The 16417-nt window shown below is 62.6% G+C and carries 15 protein-coding genes; 5 read left to right on the forward strand and 10 right to left on the reverse strand.

Annotated elements, in window-relative coordinates:
• Positions 1–10 precede the first annotated feature (10 nt).
• From ACWHMB_RS16960 to ACWHMB_RS16980, 5 genes are read left to right on the forward strand one after another with little or no spacing between them, the layout of a single operon-like run.
• The gene (locus ACWHMB_RS16960; RefSeq protein WP_447648609.1) at positions 11–1729 is read left to right on the forward strand and encodes a DUF262 domain-containing protein; all 1719 of its coding nucleotides are present in this window, start codon (positions 11–13) and stop codon (positions 1727–1729) included.
• An 11-nt stretch (positions 1730–1740) separates the two neighbouring features.
• Entirely contained in the window at positions 1741–4128 is a 2388-nt protein-coding gene (locus tag ACWHMB_RS16965; protein ID WP_447648693.1) for a type I restriction-modification system subunit M, read from the forward strand.
• Positions 4128–5540: a restriction endonuclease subunit S gene (locus tag ACWHMB_RS16970; protein ID WP_447648610.1), complete on the forward strand. Its 1413-nt coding sequence runs from the start codon at positions 4128–4130 to the stop codon at positions 5538–5540. Before ACWHMB_RS16965 ends, ACWHMB_RS16970 begins: the two co-directional genes overlap by 1 nt.
• A gap of 31 nt (positions 5541–5571) precedes the next feature.
• Entirely contained in the window at positions 5572–8598 is a 3027-nt protein-coding gene (locus tag ACWHMB_RS16975; RefSeq protein ID WP_447648611.1) for a type I restriction endonuclease subunit R, read from the forward strand.
• 25 nt (positions 8599–8623) lie between these two features.
• Positions 8624–9565, forward strand: a complete 942-nt coding sequence (locus tag ACWHMB_RS16980) for a COG2958 family protein (protein WP_447648612.1) — start codon at positions 8624–8626, stop codon at positions 9563–9565.
• Between the two features lie 4 nt (positions 9566–9569).
• Here ACWHMB_RS16980 and ACWHMB_RS16985 read toward each other — a convergent pair whose 3' ends face one another.
• The 10 genes from ACWHMB_RS16985 to ACWHMB_RS17030 all read right to left on the reverse strand — a co-directional run bounded on the left by ACWHMB_RS16985 (position 9570) and on the right by ACWHMB_RS17030 (position 16410).
• The gene (locus ACWHMB_RS16985) at positions 9570–9860 is read right to left on the reverse strand and encodes a hypothetical protein (RefSeq protein ID WP_447648613.1); all 291 of its coding nucleotides are present in this window, start codon (positions 9858–9860) and stop codon (positions 9570–9572) included.
• A gap of 108 nt (positions 9861–9968) precedes the next feature.
• Positions 9969–10466 (reverse strand): hypothetical protein, encoded by a 498-nt coding sequence (locus tag ACWHMB_RS16990; RefSeq protein ID WP_447648614.1) that lies wholly within the window; start codon positions 10464–10466, stop codon positions 9969–9971.
• Positions 10463–10963 carry a lysozyme gene (locus ACWHMB_RS16995; protein WP_447648615.1) on the reverse strand — a complete coding sequence of 167 codons (501 nt, stop codon included), beginning with the start codon at positions 10961–10963 and terminating at the stop codon, positions 10463–10465. Before ACWHMB_RS16995 ends, ACWHMB_RS16990 begins: the two co-directional genes overlap by 4 nt.
• Positions 10960–11187 (reverse strand): DUF7940 domain-containing protein, encoded by a 228-nt coding sequence (locus tag ACWHMB_RS17000; protein ID WP_447648616.1) that lies wholly within the window; start codon positions 11185–11187, stop codon positions 10960–10962. Before ACWHMB_RS17000 ends, ACWHMB_RS16995 begins: the two co-directional genes overlap by 4 nt.
• A complete protein-coding gene (locus ACWHMB_RS17005) occupies positions 11184–11486 on the reverse strand; it encodes a DUF6127 family protein (RefSeq protein WP_447648617.1) in 303 nt (100 codons plus the stop codon). The genes ACWHMB_RS17000 and ACWHMB_RS17005 overlap by 4 nt, the downstream gene beginning before the upstream one ends.
• A gap of 78 nt (positions 11487–11564) precedes the next feature.
• Complete coding sequence (locus ACWHMB_RS17010) at positions 11565–11786, reverse strand: hypothetical protein (protein ID WP_447648618.1); 222 nt, start codon at positions 11784–11786, stop codon at positions 11565–11567.
• On the reverse strand, positions 11779–13734 hold the full coding sequence (locus ACWHMB_RS17015) for a hypothetical protein (RefSeq protein ID WP_447648619.1): 1956 nt from the start codon (positions 13732–13734) through the stop codon (positions 11779–11781). The genes ACWHMB_RS17010 and ACWHMB_RS17015 overlap by 8 nt, the downstream gene beginning before the upstream one ends.
• A gap of 16 nt (positions 13735–13750) precedes the next feature.
• Positions 13751–14146 (reverse strand): hypothetical protein, encoded by a 396-nt coding sequence (locus ACWHMB_RS17020; protein ID WP_447648620.1) that lies wholly within the window; start codon positions 14144–14146, stop codon positions 13751–13753.
• A complete protein-coding gene (locus ACWHMB_RS17025; protein WP_447648621.1) occupies positions 14143–15138 on the reverse strand; it encodes a hypothetical protein in 996 nt (331 codons plus the stop codon). Before ACWHMB_RS17025 ends, ACWHMB_RS17020 begins: the two co-directional genes overlap by 4 nt.
• 3 nt (positions 15139–15141) lie before the next feature.
• Positions 15142–16410 carry a hypothetical protein gene (locus ACWHMB_RS17030; protein WP_447648622.1) on the reverse strand — a complete coding sequence of 423 codons (1269 nt, stop codon included), beginning with the start codon at positions 16408–16410 and terminating at the stop codon, positions 15142–15144.
• Positions 16411–16417: the final 7 nt, after the last annotated feature.

A 16417-nucleotide genomic window follows, 5' to 3' on the forward strand; every position in this document is an offset into this window, starting at 1 on the left:
AAGAAAACCAATGGCCAAGACGCTTGAAGCCCACGACAAACTGATCAGGGAGATCTTCGAAGGCAGCTACCAGTTCGAGATTCCGGACTACCAGCGCCCCTACGCCTGGACAACCGAGCAGGCCACAGAGCTGTTCGATGATCTGTACTCGGCGATGCAGGATGCGCGTGTCTCAGGGGCAAGTAGCCAGTATTTCCTCGGCAGCATCGTTCTGATCAAGGAGGATCGAGATCCAAAGTCGTTTGTGGTTGATGGCCAGCAGCGACTGTCCACGCTCACCATACTGCTTGCAGTTTTGCGCGTCTTGATGCCGAACTCGGCGTCTTTCCTCACCAAATACCTCTACAAGGAAGGAAATCCTGAGTGGGGCGAGCTGAATGAGTATCGCCTGAAGGCCCGCGAGGAGGACGCCGACTTTTTCCGTACCTACATCCAGGAACAAGGCGGGTTGGAGCGTCTGGTTTCGAGCACTGACAAGCTGAAAGACAGCCGCCTGCGTTACCGCGAGAACGCCACGCTGCTGCTCGAAAAGGCCAAAGCGCTGTCACCTGCCGATCTGAACGCACTGTGGAAATTCCTCGCCAACGACTGCTCGCTGGTCGTCATCTCCACGCCCGACCTCGAAGCCGCATACCGCATCTTCTCCGTACTCAACAACCGGGGACTCGACCTCGCGCCTATCGACATCATCAAGGCGCAGGTGCTGGGCCTGATCCGCACTACAGCAGGCGACGTCAAGAGCCGCGCCTACGCCAAAGAGTGGAGTCGGATCGAAAACTCGCTGGGCCGAGACGCCTTCGGTGACCTGTTTGGCCATATCCGCAGCATCTACGCCAAGAAGAAGCAGAAGTACATCCTGGTCAAGGAGTTCCAGGAGCACGTCACCGAGTACAAGACCCCCATCGACCTCGTCGACAAGGTCATCAAACCCTATGCCGAAGTGTGGGACTTCGTGCGCGATGCAGACTTCGAGGCCACCGAACACGCCGAGACGATCAACGAACACCTGTCTTGGCTCAACCGCGTGGACTTCAAGGACTGGGTGCCCCCGGCACTGGTCTACTTCAAGCGCTTCCGGCAGCAACCCAAACTGCTCGCAGAGTTCTTCCAGTCACTGGAACGCCTGACCTATTTCCTGCTGGTCACCAAGGTGGGTATCAACGAGCGCATCGAAACCTACGCTGCGCTGACCAAGGAAATCGAGCCGGAGACCTTCAAGGGGGATCTGGCCGCGCTCACCACGCTGGCACTGACTGACGCGCAAAAGCGCAAGTTCGTCGCGGCACTCGATGGCGACGTTTACGACGATCTGCCCAAGGCACGGATGGCGCTGGTCTTGCGCCTTGAATCCTTGGTGCGCGCCCCCGGCGTGCAGCTTCAAGATGCAGTGTCTCTGGAGCACGTTCTGCCGCAAACCCCGCCCGACGGTTCGGACTGGATCAAGTGGTTCCCGGATGAAGACGAGCGCGACGGCTGGACGCACCGTCTGGCCAATCTGGTTCCGCTGGATAGGAACAAGAACTCGTCCGCCAGCAACTACGACTTTGCCAAGAAGAAAGACGCCTACTTCAGGGGCAAAGGCAAGGCATCTCCCTTCGTGTTGACGCAGGAAGTCAGAGCAGAAAGCGAGTGGACGCCCACGCTTCTGGCCGAACGCCAGAAACGCCTTGTGGGCGTCCTCAAAGACCATTGGAATCTCGCCGTCTCCACAGGCACGGCGGCGAGCTGAGGAACGTATCGATGCAGAAGAAGCAACAACAAGACCAAAGCCAGATCAAGTGGATTTCCGACTTCATCTGGAACATTGCTGACGACCGCCTGCGCGACGTTTACGTGCGCGGCAAGTACCGCGACGTGATCCTGCCCTTCACCGTGCTGCGGCGGCTCGATGCCGTGCTCGAAGCGACGAAAGACGCGGTGCTGGAGCGCAAGAAGTTCCTCGACACCCACAAGGTGGCCGAGCAGGACGGCGCGCTGCGCATGGCGGCAGGCCAAGCCTTCTACAACGTCTCGGAATTCACGCTGGCCAAGCTCAAGGCCAGCGCAGCAGGCCAGCGCTTGCGCGATGACTTCATTGCGTATCTGGACGGCTTTTCGCCCAACGTGCAGGAAATCCTCACCAAGTTCAACTTCCGCAACCAGATCCAGAAGCTGGTGGATTCGCACGTCCTTGGCTACTTGATCGACGACTTCCTTGACCCCGAGGTCAATCTCGCGCCGCTGCCGGTGAAGGATGCCGACGGCCGCATCAAGCTGCCCGCGCTGGACAACCACGGCATGGGCACGGTGTTCGAGGAGCTGATCCGCCGCTTCAACGAAGAAAACAACGAAGAGGCTGGCGAGCACTTCACCCCGCGCGACGTGGTGCAGCTCATGGCCAAGTTGTTATTCCTGCCGGTGGCCGACCAGATCGAGTCCAGCACCTATTCACTCTACGACGGCTCCTGCGGCACCGGCGGCATGCTCACCGTGGCCGAGGAGGCACTGCACGAACTGGCCGAGCAGCACGGCAAGGAAGTGTCGATTCACCTGTTCGGGCAGGAGATCAGCGACGAAACCTACGCCATCTGCAAGGCCGACCTGCTCTTGAAGGGCGAAGGCGCAGAGGCCGAGAACATCGTCGGTGGCGCGGACAAATCCACCCTGTCTGCCGACCAATTCCGCAGCCGCGAATTCGATTTCATGATCTCCAACCCGCCCTACGGAAAGAGTTGGAAGACCGATCTGGAGCGCATGGGCGGCAAGAAGGAATTCAACGACCCGCGCTTCATCGTCAGCCACGCGGGCAACAACGAGTTCAAGCTCATCACCCGCTCCAGCGACGGACAGCTTTTGTTCCAGGTGAACAAGCTGCAGAAGATGAAGCACAACACGCCGCTGGGCAGCCGCATCGCGCTGGTGCATAACGGCTCCGCCCTGTTCACCGGCGACGCAGGCCAGGGCGAGAGCAACATCCGCCGCTGGGTGCTGGAGAACGACTGGCTCGAAGCCATCATCGCCCTGCCGCTCAACATCTTCTACAACACCGGCATCGCCACCTACATCTGGGTACTGGCCAACAAGAAGGCCGAAGCGCGGCGTGGCAAAGTGCAGTTGATCGACGCATCGCAGTGGTTCCAGCCGCTGCGCCGCAATCTCGGCAAGAAGAACTGTGAACTGAGTGATGCAGACATTGCCCGCATCCTCGACCTTTACCTCGGCGAAGCGCAGGAAACCGCCGAGTCGAAATGGTTCGACACCCAGGACTTCGGCTACTGGAAGATCACCGTCGAGCGCCCGCTGCGCCTGAAAAGCCAGCTCTCTGACGAACGCATTGAGCCCCTGCGTTTTGCCACTGGCGACGAGGCGCTGCGCGCCGAGATCTACGCCACCCACGGCGAGGCGCTCTACAGCGAGTTCACCAAGCACAAACCGGCCATCGAGGCATGGCTGAAAGGCGAGGACGAGAACGAAGACGACGATAGCGAAGACAGCGACAGCGCCGACGACAGTGAGGCCCCTGTCGCCCGCAAGGCCGTGCCCGCCAAGCGCCGCAAGAAGCTGCTCGACGCATCTACATGGCAGCGCGACAAGGGGCTGATGGAGGTGGCGAAGCGGGCGCAACAGGCACTGGGCAGCGCCGTGTTCGACGACCACAATGAATTCCGCTCCCGCTTCGATGCGGCGCTGAAGGCACAGGGCGATAAGCTCGGCGCGCCGGATAAGAAGGCCATTTACAAGGCGGTGAGCTGGCGCGACGAGACCGCGCCGCCGGTCATCGCCAAGCGCACTAAGCTCAAGGCGGGCGAGCATTTCGAGCCCGACTTCGATGGCGCGTACCTGGAGACCGTGGGTAAAGATCGCTTCATGGTCGAGTACGAACCCGACAGCGAACTGCGCGACACCGAGCAGGTGCCGTTGAAGGAGCCGGGCGGCATCGACGCTTTCTTCGCCCGCGAGGTGCTGCCACACGCACCGGATGCCTGGATTGCCACCGACAAGACCCAGATCGGCTACGAGATTTCCTTCGCCCGCTATTTCTACAAGCCCGTGCCGCTGCGCACACTGGCCGAAATCCGTGCCGACATCCTCGCTCTGGAGCAGCAAAGCGAGGGTTTGTTGCACAAGATCGTGGGGGTAGACAAATAATGTTTGGCCCCTATCCGGACTACAGACGAACTGATTTGAAATGGTTTGACCATTTACCTGATTCGTGGGCCATCCTGCGTACCAAGCAAATGTTCCGCTTGGTCATTGAAAAGGCTCCAGTAAATAACCAGATGGAGTTGCTATCTGTTTACACCCATATTGGCGTAAGACCGCGAAAAAGCCTTGAGCAACGCGGCAATAAAGCCTCTACAACAGATGGATATTGGGTTGTAAAAGAGGGGGACATAATTTGCAATAAGCTCCTCGCATGGATGGGTGCTATTGGTGTCTCCCACTATCAAGGCGTTACCAGTCCAGCCTATGATATTTTGAGGCCAATCAAGCCATGCAACACTGACTACTATCATTTCCTATTTAGAACGAAGAAGTATCTCCAGCAGTTCAAAATAAGGTCGCGGGGCATAATGGATATGCGCCTCCGGCTATATTTCGACCAGTTTGGACAAATTCCAATTCCTGTCCCTCCGCGACGTGAGCAAGACCAGATCGTCGCCTATCTGCGGGTGCAGGACGGACACATCGCCCGCTTCATCAAGGCCAAAAGGGACCTGATCAAGCTGCTCACCGAACAGAAGCTGCGCATCATCGACCACGCGGTCACGCGCGGCCTTGATTCATCGGTAGCGTTGAGGCCGTCCGGCATCGAATGGCTGGGCGATGTACCGGAGCACTGGGAAGTCGCCTTCATTAAGCACATCGCGGACGTCCGCTTCAGCGGCGTAGACAAGCACTCGCACGACGATGAAACGCCTGTGCGCCTGTGCAACTACACCGACGTCTACAAAAACGACCGCATCACCGACGATATGGACTTGATGCGCGCCACAGCGACGGCGGCTGAGATAGCCCGCCTGACGCTGAAAGCGGGTGATGTCATTCTGACCAAGGATTCCGAAACGCCGGACGACATCGGCGTACCCGCCTGGGTGCCGGAGGGTTTGCCCGGCGTGGTTTGCGCCTATCACCTTGGCCTGCTGCGCCCCGTACCGGATCGCGTGTTGGGCGAGTTCCTGTTTCGCGCCATCGGCTCAGCGCGCACTGCGCAACAGTTTCACGTTCTTGCCACCGGCGTCACACGCTTTGCACTCGGCAAGCACGATGTGAAGAACGCGGTCATCGCGTTACCACCCATTGAAGAGCAAAAAACCATCTGTCGCTGGATCACCGAGGAATGCAAGCCGCTGGATGACGCCATCACCCGAATCGAAGAAGAAATCAAACTGATACGCGAATACCGCGACCGCCTGATTGCCGATGTGGTCACGGGCCAAGTAGACGTGCGCGGCTGGCAGCCCGGCCCGGAGGACGTGGAGGACGACGCGGCGCTGGCCGTGCTGGGCGATGAACACGAAGATGTGACCGAAGAGGAGGATGGCGATGGCGAAAACTGACACCAGCGAGCGCTGGTTCGAGGCGCGCGTGGTGCGCGGCCTGACCGGTGTGCCGCAGCCCGAGTACAGCCATGAGCTGGCTCCCACCGACTTCGCCGCCACCAACAACGGCTACGTGCAGGGCAAACCCACCGACTACAACCGCGACGTGGCGCTGGATGTGGCGCAGTTGCTCGCCTTCTTGCAGGCCACCCAGCCAAAGGCGATAGACACTCTGGAACTGGCGGCGGAAGGCATCAAGCGCACCCAGTTCCTGCACCGGCTTCAGGGCGAGATCACCAAGCGCGGGGTCGTGGACGTGCTGCGCAAGGGCGTGAGCCACGGGCCGGTACACGTCGATCTCTACAAGCTGCTGCCCACGCCGGGCAATGCTGCCGCAGCGGATGCCTTCGGCAAGAACATCTTCAGCGTCACCCGGCAAGTGCGCTACAGCAACGATTCCGGCAACGAACTGGACTTGGTGATTTTCATCAACGGCCTGCCGGTGCTGACCTTTGAGTTGAAAAACTCGCTGACCAAGCAGACCCTGGCCGACGCCATAGTCCAGTACCAGACCACGCGCAGCCCGCAGGAGCTGCTGTTCCAGTTGGGGCGTTGCGTGGCGCACATCGCGGTCGATGACGCGGAGGCCGCGTTCTGCACTGAGCTGAAGGGCAAAGCCTCTTGGTTCCTGCCGTTCAACCAGGGCTGGAACAGCGGCGCGGGCAACCCGCCCAACCCGGATGGTCTGAAGACCGATTACCTGTGGAAGCAGGTGCTGACCCGCGAGTCGCTGGCCAACATCATCGAGAGTTACGCGCAGGTGGTGGAGGAGGAAGAAGCAGACGCCAGCGGCAAGAAACGCAAGAAGCGCAAGCAGATCTTCCCGCGCTTCCATCAGTTACGCACGGTGCGTGCGCTGCTGCGCCGTGCCCATACCGATGGGGTGGGCAAGCGCTATCTGATCCAGCATTCGGCAGGCAGCGGCAAGAGCAACACGATTGCCTGGCTGGCGCACCAGTTGGTGGAGCTGCGCCGCAAGGACGACCCGATGACGGCGCAGTTCGACTCCATCATCGTCATCACCGACCGGCGCGCGCTGGACACACAGATTGCCCGCACCATCAAGGGTTACGACCACGTGGCGGCGATCTTCGGCCACTCCGACAACGCGCAGGAGCTGCGTGAGTACCTGCGCCGGGGCAAGAAGATCATCGTCACCACGGTGCAGAAATTCCCGTTCATCCTCGATGAGCTGGGCGACCTATCCGGCAAGAGCTTCGCGCTGTTGATCGACGAAGCGCATTCCAGCCAAGGCGGCAAGACCACCGCGCGGATGCACGAAGCCCTCGGCGGCAAGGTGGCCGAGGAGGAGTTCGAAGAGGACAGCACGCAGGATGCGGTGAATGCCGAAATCGAGAAGCGCATCGCCTCGCGCAAGCTTCTGGCCAACGCCAGCTACTTTGCGTTCACTGCCACGCCCAAGAACAAGACGCTGGAGTTGTTCGGCGAGAAGACCCTGGTCGGCGACAAGGTGCAGTTCCGCTCGCCCGAAGAACTGACCTACACCACCAAGCAGGCCATCCAGGAGAAGTTCATCCTCGACGTAGTGGAGAACTACACCACCTACGACAGCTTCTACCAAGTGGCCAAAACGGTGGCGGACGACCCGGAATTCGACAAGGTGAAGGCGCTGAAGAAGATCCGCCACTACGTCGAGTCGCACGACAAGGCCATCCGCCGCAAGGCCGAGATCATGGTCGATCATTTCATCGCGCAGGTTGCGGGCAAGCAAAAGATCGGTGGCAAGGCGCGGGCGATGATCGTGTGCAACGGCATCGCGCGGGCCATCGACTACTGGCGCGAGGTGTCGGACTACCTCACCCAGATCAAGAGCCCGTATAAGGCCATCGTGGCGTACTCGGGCGACTTCGAGATTGGCGGGCAAAAGAAGACCGAGGCCGATCTCAACGGGTTTCCGAGCAAGGAAATTCCGGCCAATCTCAAGCAAGACCCGTATCGATTCCTGATCGTCGCCAACAAGTTCGTCACCGGCTTTGACGAACCCTTGCTGCACACGATGTACGTGGACAAGCCGCTGGCGGGCGTGCTGGCGGTGCAGACCCTGTCACGCCTGAACCGGGCGCATCCACAGAAGCACGACACCTTCGTGCTCGACTTCGCCGACAACGCCGAGGCAGTGAAGGCGGCGTTCCAGGACTACTACCGCGCCACCATCCAGACCGGCGAAACCGACGCCAACAAGCTGCACGACCTAAAGGCTGAACTCGACGGGCAGCAGGTGTATAGCTGGCAGCAGGTGGAAGACTTGGTGGCGCTCTACTTGAGCGGCGCAGACCGGGACAAACTCGACCCGATCCTCGATGCGTGCGTGGTCGAATACACGGACAAGCTTGGCGAGGACGATCAGGTCAAGTTCAAGGGCAAAGCCAAGGCCTTCGTGCGCAGCTACGGCTTTCTTGCCGCGATTCTGAGCTACGGTCACCCGACGTGGGAGAAGCTGTCGATCTTCCTGAACTTCCTCATCCCCAAGCTGCCCGCGCCCAAGGAGGAAGACCTCTCCAAGGGAGTGCTGGAGACCATCGACATGGACAGCTACCGGGTGGAGGCCAAAGCAGCGCTGAAGATGGCGATGGACGATGCCGACGCCACCGTGGAGCCGGTGCCGCCCGATGGCGGAGGCGGCAAAGGCGAAGCCGACATCGACAGGCTTTCCGCGATCATCAAGACCTTCAACGACCTCTTCGGCAACATCGAGTGGAAGGACGAGGACAAGATCCGCAAGGTCATCGCCGAGGAAATACCGGCGCGGGTGGCGCAGGACAAGGCCTACCAGAACGCGCAGGCGAACTCCGACAAGCAAAACGCGAAGCTGGAGCACGACAAGGCGCTCAACCGCGTGGTGCTGGAATTGCTGTCCGACCACACCGAGCTGTTCAAGCAGTTCAGCGACAACCCCAATTTCAAGCGCTGGCTGACGGACACGGTGTTCGATGCGACCTATCAGCAGGGGACGGTTCCGCCGAAGGCTCCGCCACAGAATGGGGCGTCGGCGTGATGACCGCGACGAGAGAGGAATAGGTATGGAATTGAATCTGGCGAAAACCGTCGTCGGTTACCTCAAGGCGCACCCGGATGAGAAATTCACCGCGCGTCAGATCGCCGAGTGGGTGTTTGCCACCTATCCCGATCAGTGTCAGGCCAAGAAACAGAGCAGCCAACGCCTCGAAACGGATGCCGATCTGTTGCAGCAGATCGTGCGCGAGATCAGTTCCCAGTTGCCGCGCCTGCAAAGGAAGCATCTGGAGCTGAAGACGACCGAGGGGCGGCCGCGCAAGCATTACTACTCGGACCGAACGGACAGCGCCGAGGTGGCGGCGGTCGAGAGCGAGGGTGCGGCGTCAATGACGGACGCGAGCACTTTGAAGATCGATGAGCACGCGCTGTACCCGATGTTGTCGCAGTACCTGTGGGAGGAGTTCGGGGTGTTCTCCAAGCGCATCGACGAGAAACGTTCGTCGAACAAGCGCGGGCCGAACGGCAACCGCTGGCTGTACCCGGACGTGGTGGGCATGGAGGACTTGGGCAAGGAGTGGCACCGCGAAGTGCGCGACTGCGTGACGCAGTATTCCGACAAGCGCACCAAGCTGTGGTCGTTCGAGGTCAAGCTGCTGATCAACCGTTCGAACGTGCGCGAGTGCTTCTTTCAGGCCGTATCGAACTCGTCGTGGGCCAATTTCGGCTATCTGGTCGCGGCGGAAATCGGTGGCACGGATACGCTGAAGGAACTTCGAATGCTGTTCGCCGCCCACGGCATCGGCTTCATCAAGCTGGACGTGGACAACCCTGCCGACAGTCAAGTGCTGATACCGGCGCGCGAGCGCGACGAGATCGATTGGGACATGGCCAACCGGCTGGCCACGGAGAACCGGGATTTTCTGGAATACGTGAAGCTGGTGAAGCAGTTTTACCAGACTGGCGAGGCGCGCCCAGCGGACTGGGACGTTCCCGAACTGGACGATTGACCGCCTATTCCAGGTGGCCGACGACGTCGAGGCGTTCGTCGCCGCGCTGAAACGCGCCGAACCAGCCGTCGCGCGAGTCGGCGCGGGTGCGGCTCACCAGCAGCGTGAACCCCTCGCAGCCGCGCCCTTTGGCGGTAGCGAAGTCGGTGGTGTCGAATTTGGCCTCGCGCACCAGCGTCGTGGCCACCGACTTCATGGCCGATTCGAACAGGTCGAGCAGATGTTCTTGCAGGCTGGCGTCGATGTTACGCGAGGTCACGTCGTCAATGACGGCGTGCTTGAATCGGTTACTCATGGTCAATGCTCCGTGGTGGGTACGGATGTCATGAACGCGCTGTTCAAGATGGAAGCCAAGCGCATTCGGGATGAAACGATCAGGTGTTGCGAAGTCGCCAAGCGCTGATTACTTGGTGGCTGACGCCATCTCGCTGACCCACGCTTGCAACGCCCTCAGTTGCTCGGCGTTTTCGTGGCAGGTCTGGTAGTTGGCGGCAAGGGTTCCGGCGACGGCAGAGAGCGCAATGCCTGCGGCGGCCGCATCAGCGTCTCGGGCGGGCTCGGGCAGCTCACCGGCGGCGGCAGCGTCGTGCAGGCGCACAAAGCCACGGTTGATACTGCAAGCAGCATCGGCTTGAACGGGCACATAGACGGGAACCTCCTTGATGATGGTGTCGCCCTTCTCGCGGACGACGCGGATGCGGTCGACGTACTGGGTAACGACCTTGACGGTGGCCTGCGCTTGTCGCTCGCGGACGGCTGCGGCCTGCAGGGTTTGTTGCTGGACGGCGGCATCCCACCGGGCTTGAACGTGGCCCGCGCCCTTGATCCAGCCGAAGCCAATCAGCGCAACAGCCAGAGCGGCGATGGCCAGCCAGCGGTAAGGCCACGGAATCAGGTTCATGGCACTTCCCCAAGGCACTGCCGGTACTCGGCCTGCCGCCGCGTGGCAAGCCCGCCGCACAGCCGCGCGTTGGAGGGCAGCGCACAGTCCTTACCCTGGAAGAAGCGCCAGCGCAGCAGTTCGGCGCAGGCCCCGGCGTAGTCCTCTGCGTTGAGTTTTCTCACCAGCGTGGACTGGCAGAACGCGCGGCTGCCGACGTTGTAGGAAAAGCTCACCAACGCGTCGTACTCGTGCTGGGCCAGCGGGACGGTGACGCATTGCTTCAATGCACCCTCGAACTGCTGCACGTCGGTGAGTGCCCGGGTCAGCGCCTTCGTCGGCGTGGTGGTGTCACCGATCTTCACGCCCGATGTCGTGCCGAAGCCGATGGTCGGCACATCACCCTTGACCGGGATCACCGCGCGGTCGGTGTAGCCCTCGTGCAGCACGATGCCGACCAGTGCGGCGGCGGACAGGGTCAGCGCGGCCGCCGTCCGTCGTTGCGGCGGGCGGATCATTGGTGCATCTCCGGCTGCGCCACCAAGCGGGCGATGGCCGCGCCGATGCTGGCGCTGAAGGCCAGTAGAACGAACACGCCACGCGGCAGCACGTCGCCGAACAGCGGCACCACCACTTCCGCCGCCGTGAAGATGGCGGCGACGACGGACAGGCGAATGCTCCAGGCGCGGCGCGCCACCCGCCGCCAATCGTCGAGCAGAGAGAGTTTCGGCTTGACGGTCATGGCGCGCCTCCCATCAGCTTCAACTTGATGGCGGCCCCCACCAGCAGCGCGGCCAGGATGCCGGTGGTCACGACCTTGATGGTGGTCTGCCACGCCGTGCGACGGGCATCTCGCCAGGCTTCCAGCAGGTCGCGCAGCTCACGGATGTCTTTCGCGGCGTGACCGTTTTCGATGCCGAGATGCGCGAGACAGCGCTCGGCTCCACGCTCGGCGGCGCGTTCGAGCAGATCGTCGAAGTCCTCCTTGTGCAGCAGGAGCATGTTTTCGACGAGGGCGGCGGGTTGGTTTTCTTCGGTCATTGCGGGTCTCCAGAAATGCGAAACCCGCCCGATGCACGAGGCACCAAGGCGGGTTCGGGGGTGAGCGGAAGTTGGGTTTCAGATCTCGATGATCTCCAGCGTCAGGCTGGGGGCGACGCCTTCGATGGCATCGTCACGGACGAACACCTTCTGGCCGATGGCGGAGCTACCGCGTGCGCGGATCAGGCCGCCACCGGGCAAGGCGACAGTGACCACGCCCGAGCCGACGCCCACCACAGTGCCCGCCTGCAGCGGCGGGTCCGGAATGAGCTGGCGGAACTGTTCGTAGAGGTTATGCATGGCTCTGCACCCCCAGCGTCTGCCAGACCTCCGGTATTCCGGCCTCGACTTGCGTCGAGCGCACGAGGCCCAAGCGCGTGACGCTGCCATCCTGGTACTCGACGAAGGCCCCCGGCTCGATGATTCCCGTCTCGGCCAGTACCGGCAGGCGCAGGCTGACCTCGATCTGCTGCCCGGTGTCGCCCAGCACGGCGATGCCACGCTGGCGCGCCGCAGCCGCCTCGGTGATCAGGGCATCGACCACCATCGGAGCCAGCACATCTCCTGCCGTGCCAGCCCGCGTGACCTGCCCGAGCACACCGACGTCTTGGCCGGATGCGAACACGCGGTTGTAGGCGGGCTTTTCGATCCAGCGCATCGACTCGCGGGCGACGGCGTCCACGGGCAGCACGAAGTCGGGCGTGACGGTGGCCCAGTCCCAGGGTGCTGCCGGATAGCGGTGACGCACGCGGAGGATCTGGTCAGATGGGTGCGGGATCAGGTAGCCGCCGACCGCGCTGGCGATGGCAACCAAGGCCTCGATCCACGTTCCCTGCTTGACGAACACCCCGGCAGGCACGTTCCAGTCCGTGAGGCCCCAATCGATGTTCCAGCCCAGCGAGATGCCGTTGAGCGTGAGCACATCGTCCATCAACTGACGGGCCGTGCGCGCCTGTGGCTGCTGGAAGTTCATCACTGGCGCATAGGGCGCGGCCAGCACCGCGTTGCGGCCGCGACCCGAGACGCGGATGCTGGCGTCACCGAAGCTGCGCTCACGGCTGATGCTTTCGGCCAGTACACGAAACTGCGTGCCGTTGACGCTGGCCACCAGTTCGACCGGGCCGGAAGCATAGCCAGGCGCGACCAGACTTTCCGCCTTGGCGGGCAGTTGCGCATCGAACCCCCACGTCCAGGACGCAGCGTCGAGCGACAGTGAGAGATTGAACACCGGCACCGGCAGGCCATCGGGCAGCCGGTGCAGGGTCACGTTGTTGATCACGAGGTACACCCTCCGGATGGGAACGATCACCGGATCGCCATCGGGCGGCTCGGTGTGGTTTTCGCAGAAGAAGAGCAGGTGGGCGCTGGTCGGACCCAGCGCGGCGAACAGCAAATGGCCGTTGGGCGTGTAGCAGCGCGGCGGCTCGGGCGGCTCGGGCACGATCCAGACGCTGATGCCCGGTGGCGGGCGCATCGCGTCCTGGTAGCGGCCACGCCAACCCACAGGGCGGCGGCTGGCGATCTGGAAGTCCGTACTCTGGCGCTGGGTCAGCAGGCGGGCGTTCTCCCACAAAGCTGACCGCCCGGCGCGCTTGGCACGGTCACCGTCCTGATGCGCAAAGCGGGTAGCGTCGCGCAGGCGGGTGGCGTTCTGAAACACGCCAACCCGGATCTGTGCGATGGGCGTCGCGCCGTCGTGGAGAAACCCCGTTGCGCCGTGCAACCGGGTCGCCTGCTGCTGGCCCGTGCGCCGCTGCAACGGCGCGGCGATCAAGACCGGCGGCAGCCGGTGCGCGATGCCGTGCATCGAACGCTCGGCACGCTGCCAAACCGCGCCCCAGCCTGCTGGGGTCGCAGCGGCGTCCTGTTGGCCCTGTGTCGCGCCCTCTTCGGTCTGTGCGGCCTGCTGCCACTCGTGCGCCGTCTGGCCCACCGTGGGGCGTTGCGTGCGCGAGACGTAGCGCACCTCACCGGTCAGCACCACGCCGGGCAGGCTGGCCGCGCCGACGTTGAGCGGCACGCTCGGGCGCAGGATGAGCGTGCTGACTGTCAGGCTCGGCAGCGCGGCCAGCAGTTCCAGCCGAGCGGGCGGAATGAAGACGACGCTGGCGACTGGCAGCGGCAGCGTCGCCTGCACCACCACATCATTGCGCGGCGGCACGTAGCCCGCGCCGAAGATCAGGTCGGCATCGAGCGCTGCGGGTCGGTCGTACAGAAGGTCGACGTTGTGCCCAGGGCTCACAGGCATGGTTCACCCCGACACTTCAGCCCAGGATGGCTGAGACCATCCGGGCGTCGCCACCCAGATAGAGTTGGGCACTCGCCAGCTTCACATCACCCGCCCCATCGGAGCCACTGCAATCCAGATCCAGTGCGGTCACATCATCCCCGTTAACCAGCCGCGCCCAGGTGGCAATGCCGGTGGCTGTGATGAGGCCGTCCTCCTGCTGGGTGAGCGTCAATAGCCCGCCAGCGATCGTGCCTGCAGGCTTGGTGAGCGCAATTTCGACCAACATCGCACTGGTGGGTGTCGCTGCTGGATTGGGGGGCCGAGCGCCGCCGTAGATGCGCAGCCGCGCCGGGTTGGTTCCCGCATCGAGGAAGGACAGCGTGCCCGCCAGCCGCGCCTCGTTGTGCTCCTGCGTGATAGTGACGGTCATGGCATCAACTCCGGCGTGAGGTTGTCCGCGATCACGGCGCGGTACATCTGTCGGTAGTCGGTGCTGATCACCGTGTAGCGCTGTTGAGGGTCGATGCGCTCGAATCGGTAGGTGCCGTCAGCCTGAGACCACGTGCTCGCCACCAGGGCGTGGGTGTTTTCGCTGTAGAGCAGAACTTGGCGAACGAGGGGTTGGTCGGGCTGCCCCTTCTCCTTGACGGTGCCGGTGATCTGGCCGTTGCCGCCGAAATAAATGTCTCGGCGCGCGCTGGCCACAGCTCGAACCCGGGGCGGGTAGCTGCCTGGCTGGCTCCACAGTTCAGTGTTCGGGCTGTGCCAGCGGGCCAAGGCAGCGGAATGCACGCCGACCGGCGGTCCCGCGAGCGCGGCACGGCAGGCGGATTCGAGCGCGCGCACGTCGGCAAGACTTGCGACACCAGACCACAACCCGGCCGCGAAGAAGCGCTCGCTGCCGCCGATGTTGTATTCGTTGCCGTCGGCGTGGTAGCCGATGCCGCCCACGCTATCTGCCACCCACGAGCGCGCGAAAGCCGCGCCCGCCCAGTCGTCGTTGATGTACACGCGGGCACTGGCAGGGCTGACGACCAGCGCCATGAACTTGGGCGTGCCCCACGCGGGCCCGCTGCCCACCTGACCGCCGCTGCCATTGGCGTACTGGTAGATCGCGCCGTTGGACTCCTGATCCAAAAAGTAGCTATTGCTGTCGCCGAGGGTCTTGTAGAACACCAGCCCTCGGCTGACGTGCATCACGAAGCCCGCCAGCACGAAGTCGCCGGACAAGGACATCGGCGTGGCCAACGGCCAGGGCTTGTCCTGGCCGTACAACCCGTAGAGCGGAAATGGCGTGGCCACACCGCCCTGCACGGTGATGGCATTGCTGCCGACCTGATCCTGCAGTTGCCCGTTCGCGAAGTGCAGCGCATCCCACGCCGCGACCGGCGTCAACGACGCCACGCTGTCCCACCACGCCATGGCTTACCTCCACGGCCCGGTGATATCGAAGGCGATCTGCGCGCCCTCGGTTTCCGAGCTGTACTGCGTCCTGACCAGCAGGAACTTGCGGCCTGCCTGACCGACCACGTTGTCGACGATGGTCTGATCCGAGTACGGGCGATCCTGAGGCATCCACAGCATTCCGGGCATCAACCCGCGCATATGGCCCGACTCCTCGAGCACGTAGGTGGGCAGCAGCCACAGGCTGTAGTCCGGGCCATTGGGGAACGGCATCGGGCCCCGGCCGCAGATCTGCTGGCCATTGTTGGTGTTCAGCGATGTGATGCCAAAGCGCACTGGGTGGCCGAGTTGGGTGTGGCTGCGCAGCAGAACCTTGCCCGCGAAGTCGAGCGACGAGGCCATCCCGTATCCGTTGTATTGGCCTGGGTAGCTGAGGTAGTGGTTGTTGTTGCTCCAGTACAGATCGTCGGCGCACAGCACAGTGGCGTAGTTGTCACCCAGCTTAAAGCTTTCGATATCGCCAAAGCAGTAGCTGTTGCGCCCGTACCAGCCGTACCCGGCGGCGTTGGAGACGAACAGGAAGAACAACCGGTCGTCGCCCACCAGGACCCAATTGCGGCCACCGCCGCCGCTGTCGCCGTAAGTGTCATAGCCGGTCTGGCGCGCGTGATACCACTTGTGCCAGCCCCACTGGTTGGCCTGTACCTGCTTCCAGTTCTGCGTCGGGTTGTTCGGATCGAACGGAGCCTGCGCGCCGACGATGGTGTCGATGTCCGTCAGGTCTTCGACGATGCCGACGTTGGCCCATTTGGCCCAGCTCGTCGTGTAGTTGGGAGTCTTGAGGCTGTTGTCGATCAGCAGCAGGTTCTGCGGCGAAGCCGGATTTTTGCTGCGGTAGGCCGCCTTGTCAGTTCCCGCGAACGCTTTCTCCCAGCCCAACGGCGCAACCTTGGCCGAGAGGCTGGTGGCGCTGGTCGCGGGCGACACGGGCGTGCCGGTCACTGCGAAGGTGAACGTAGTTGCGGTGGTAGCGATAACCCGGAACTGCCCGTTGTACGCGGGCTGGTCGGCCCCAGCGATCTCGACCACCTGCTCTGACCGATAGGCGTGACCCGCGCTGATAGTGGCGGTGGCCACGCCATCGACACAGGTCAGCGTATCGATGGCCTTGAGGGCAAATCCGTTGACGAGGCAGGCATCGAGCATCGTCACCAGATCGCCCCAGTTGTTGCTGATCTGCGGCGCGCCGGTCATGCCACTGTTGAAATATTTGACAGTGAGGTCGGTCATTGGATTG

This window comes from Ottowia pentelensis, from assembly GCF_964341695.1.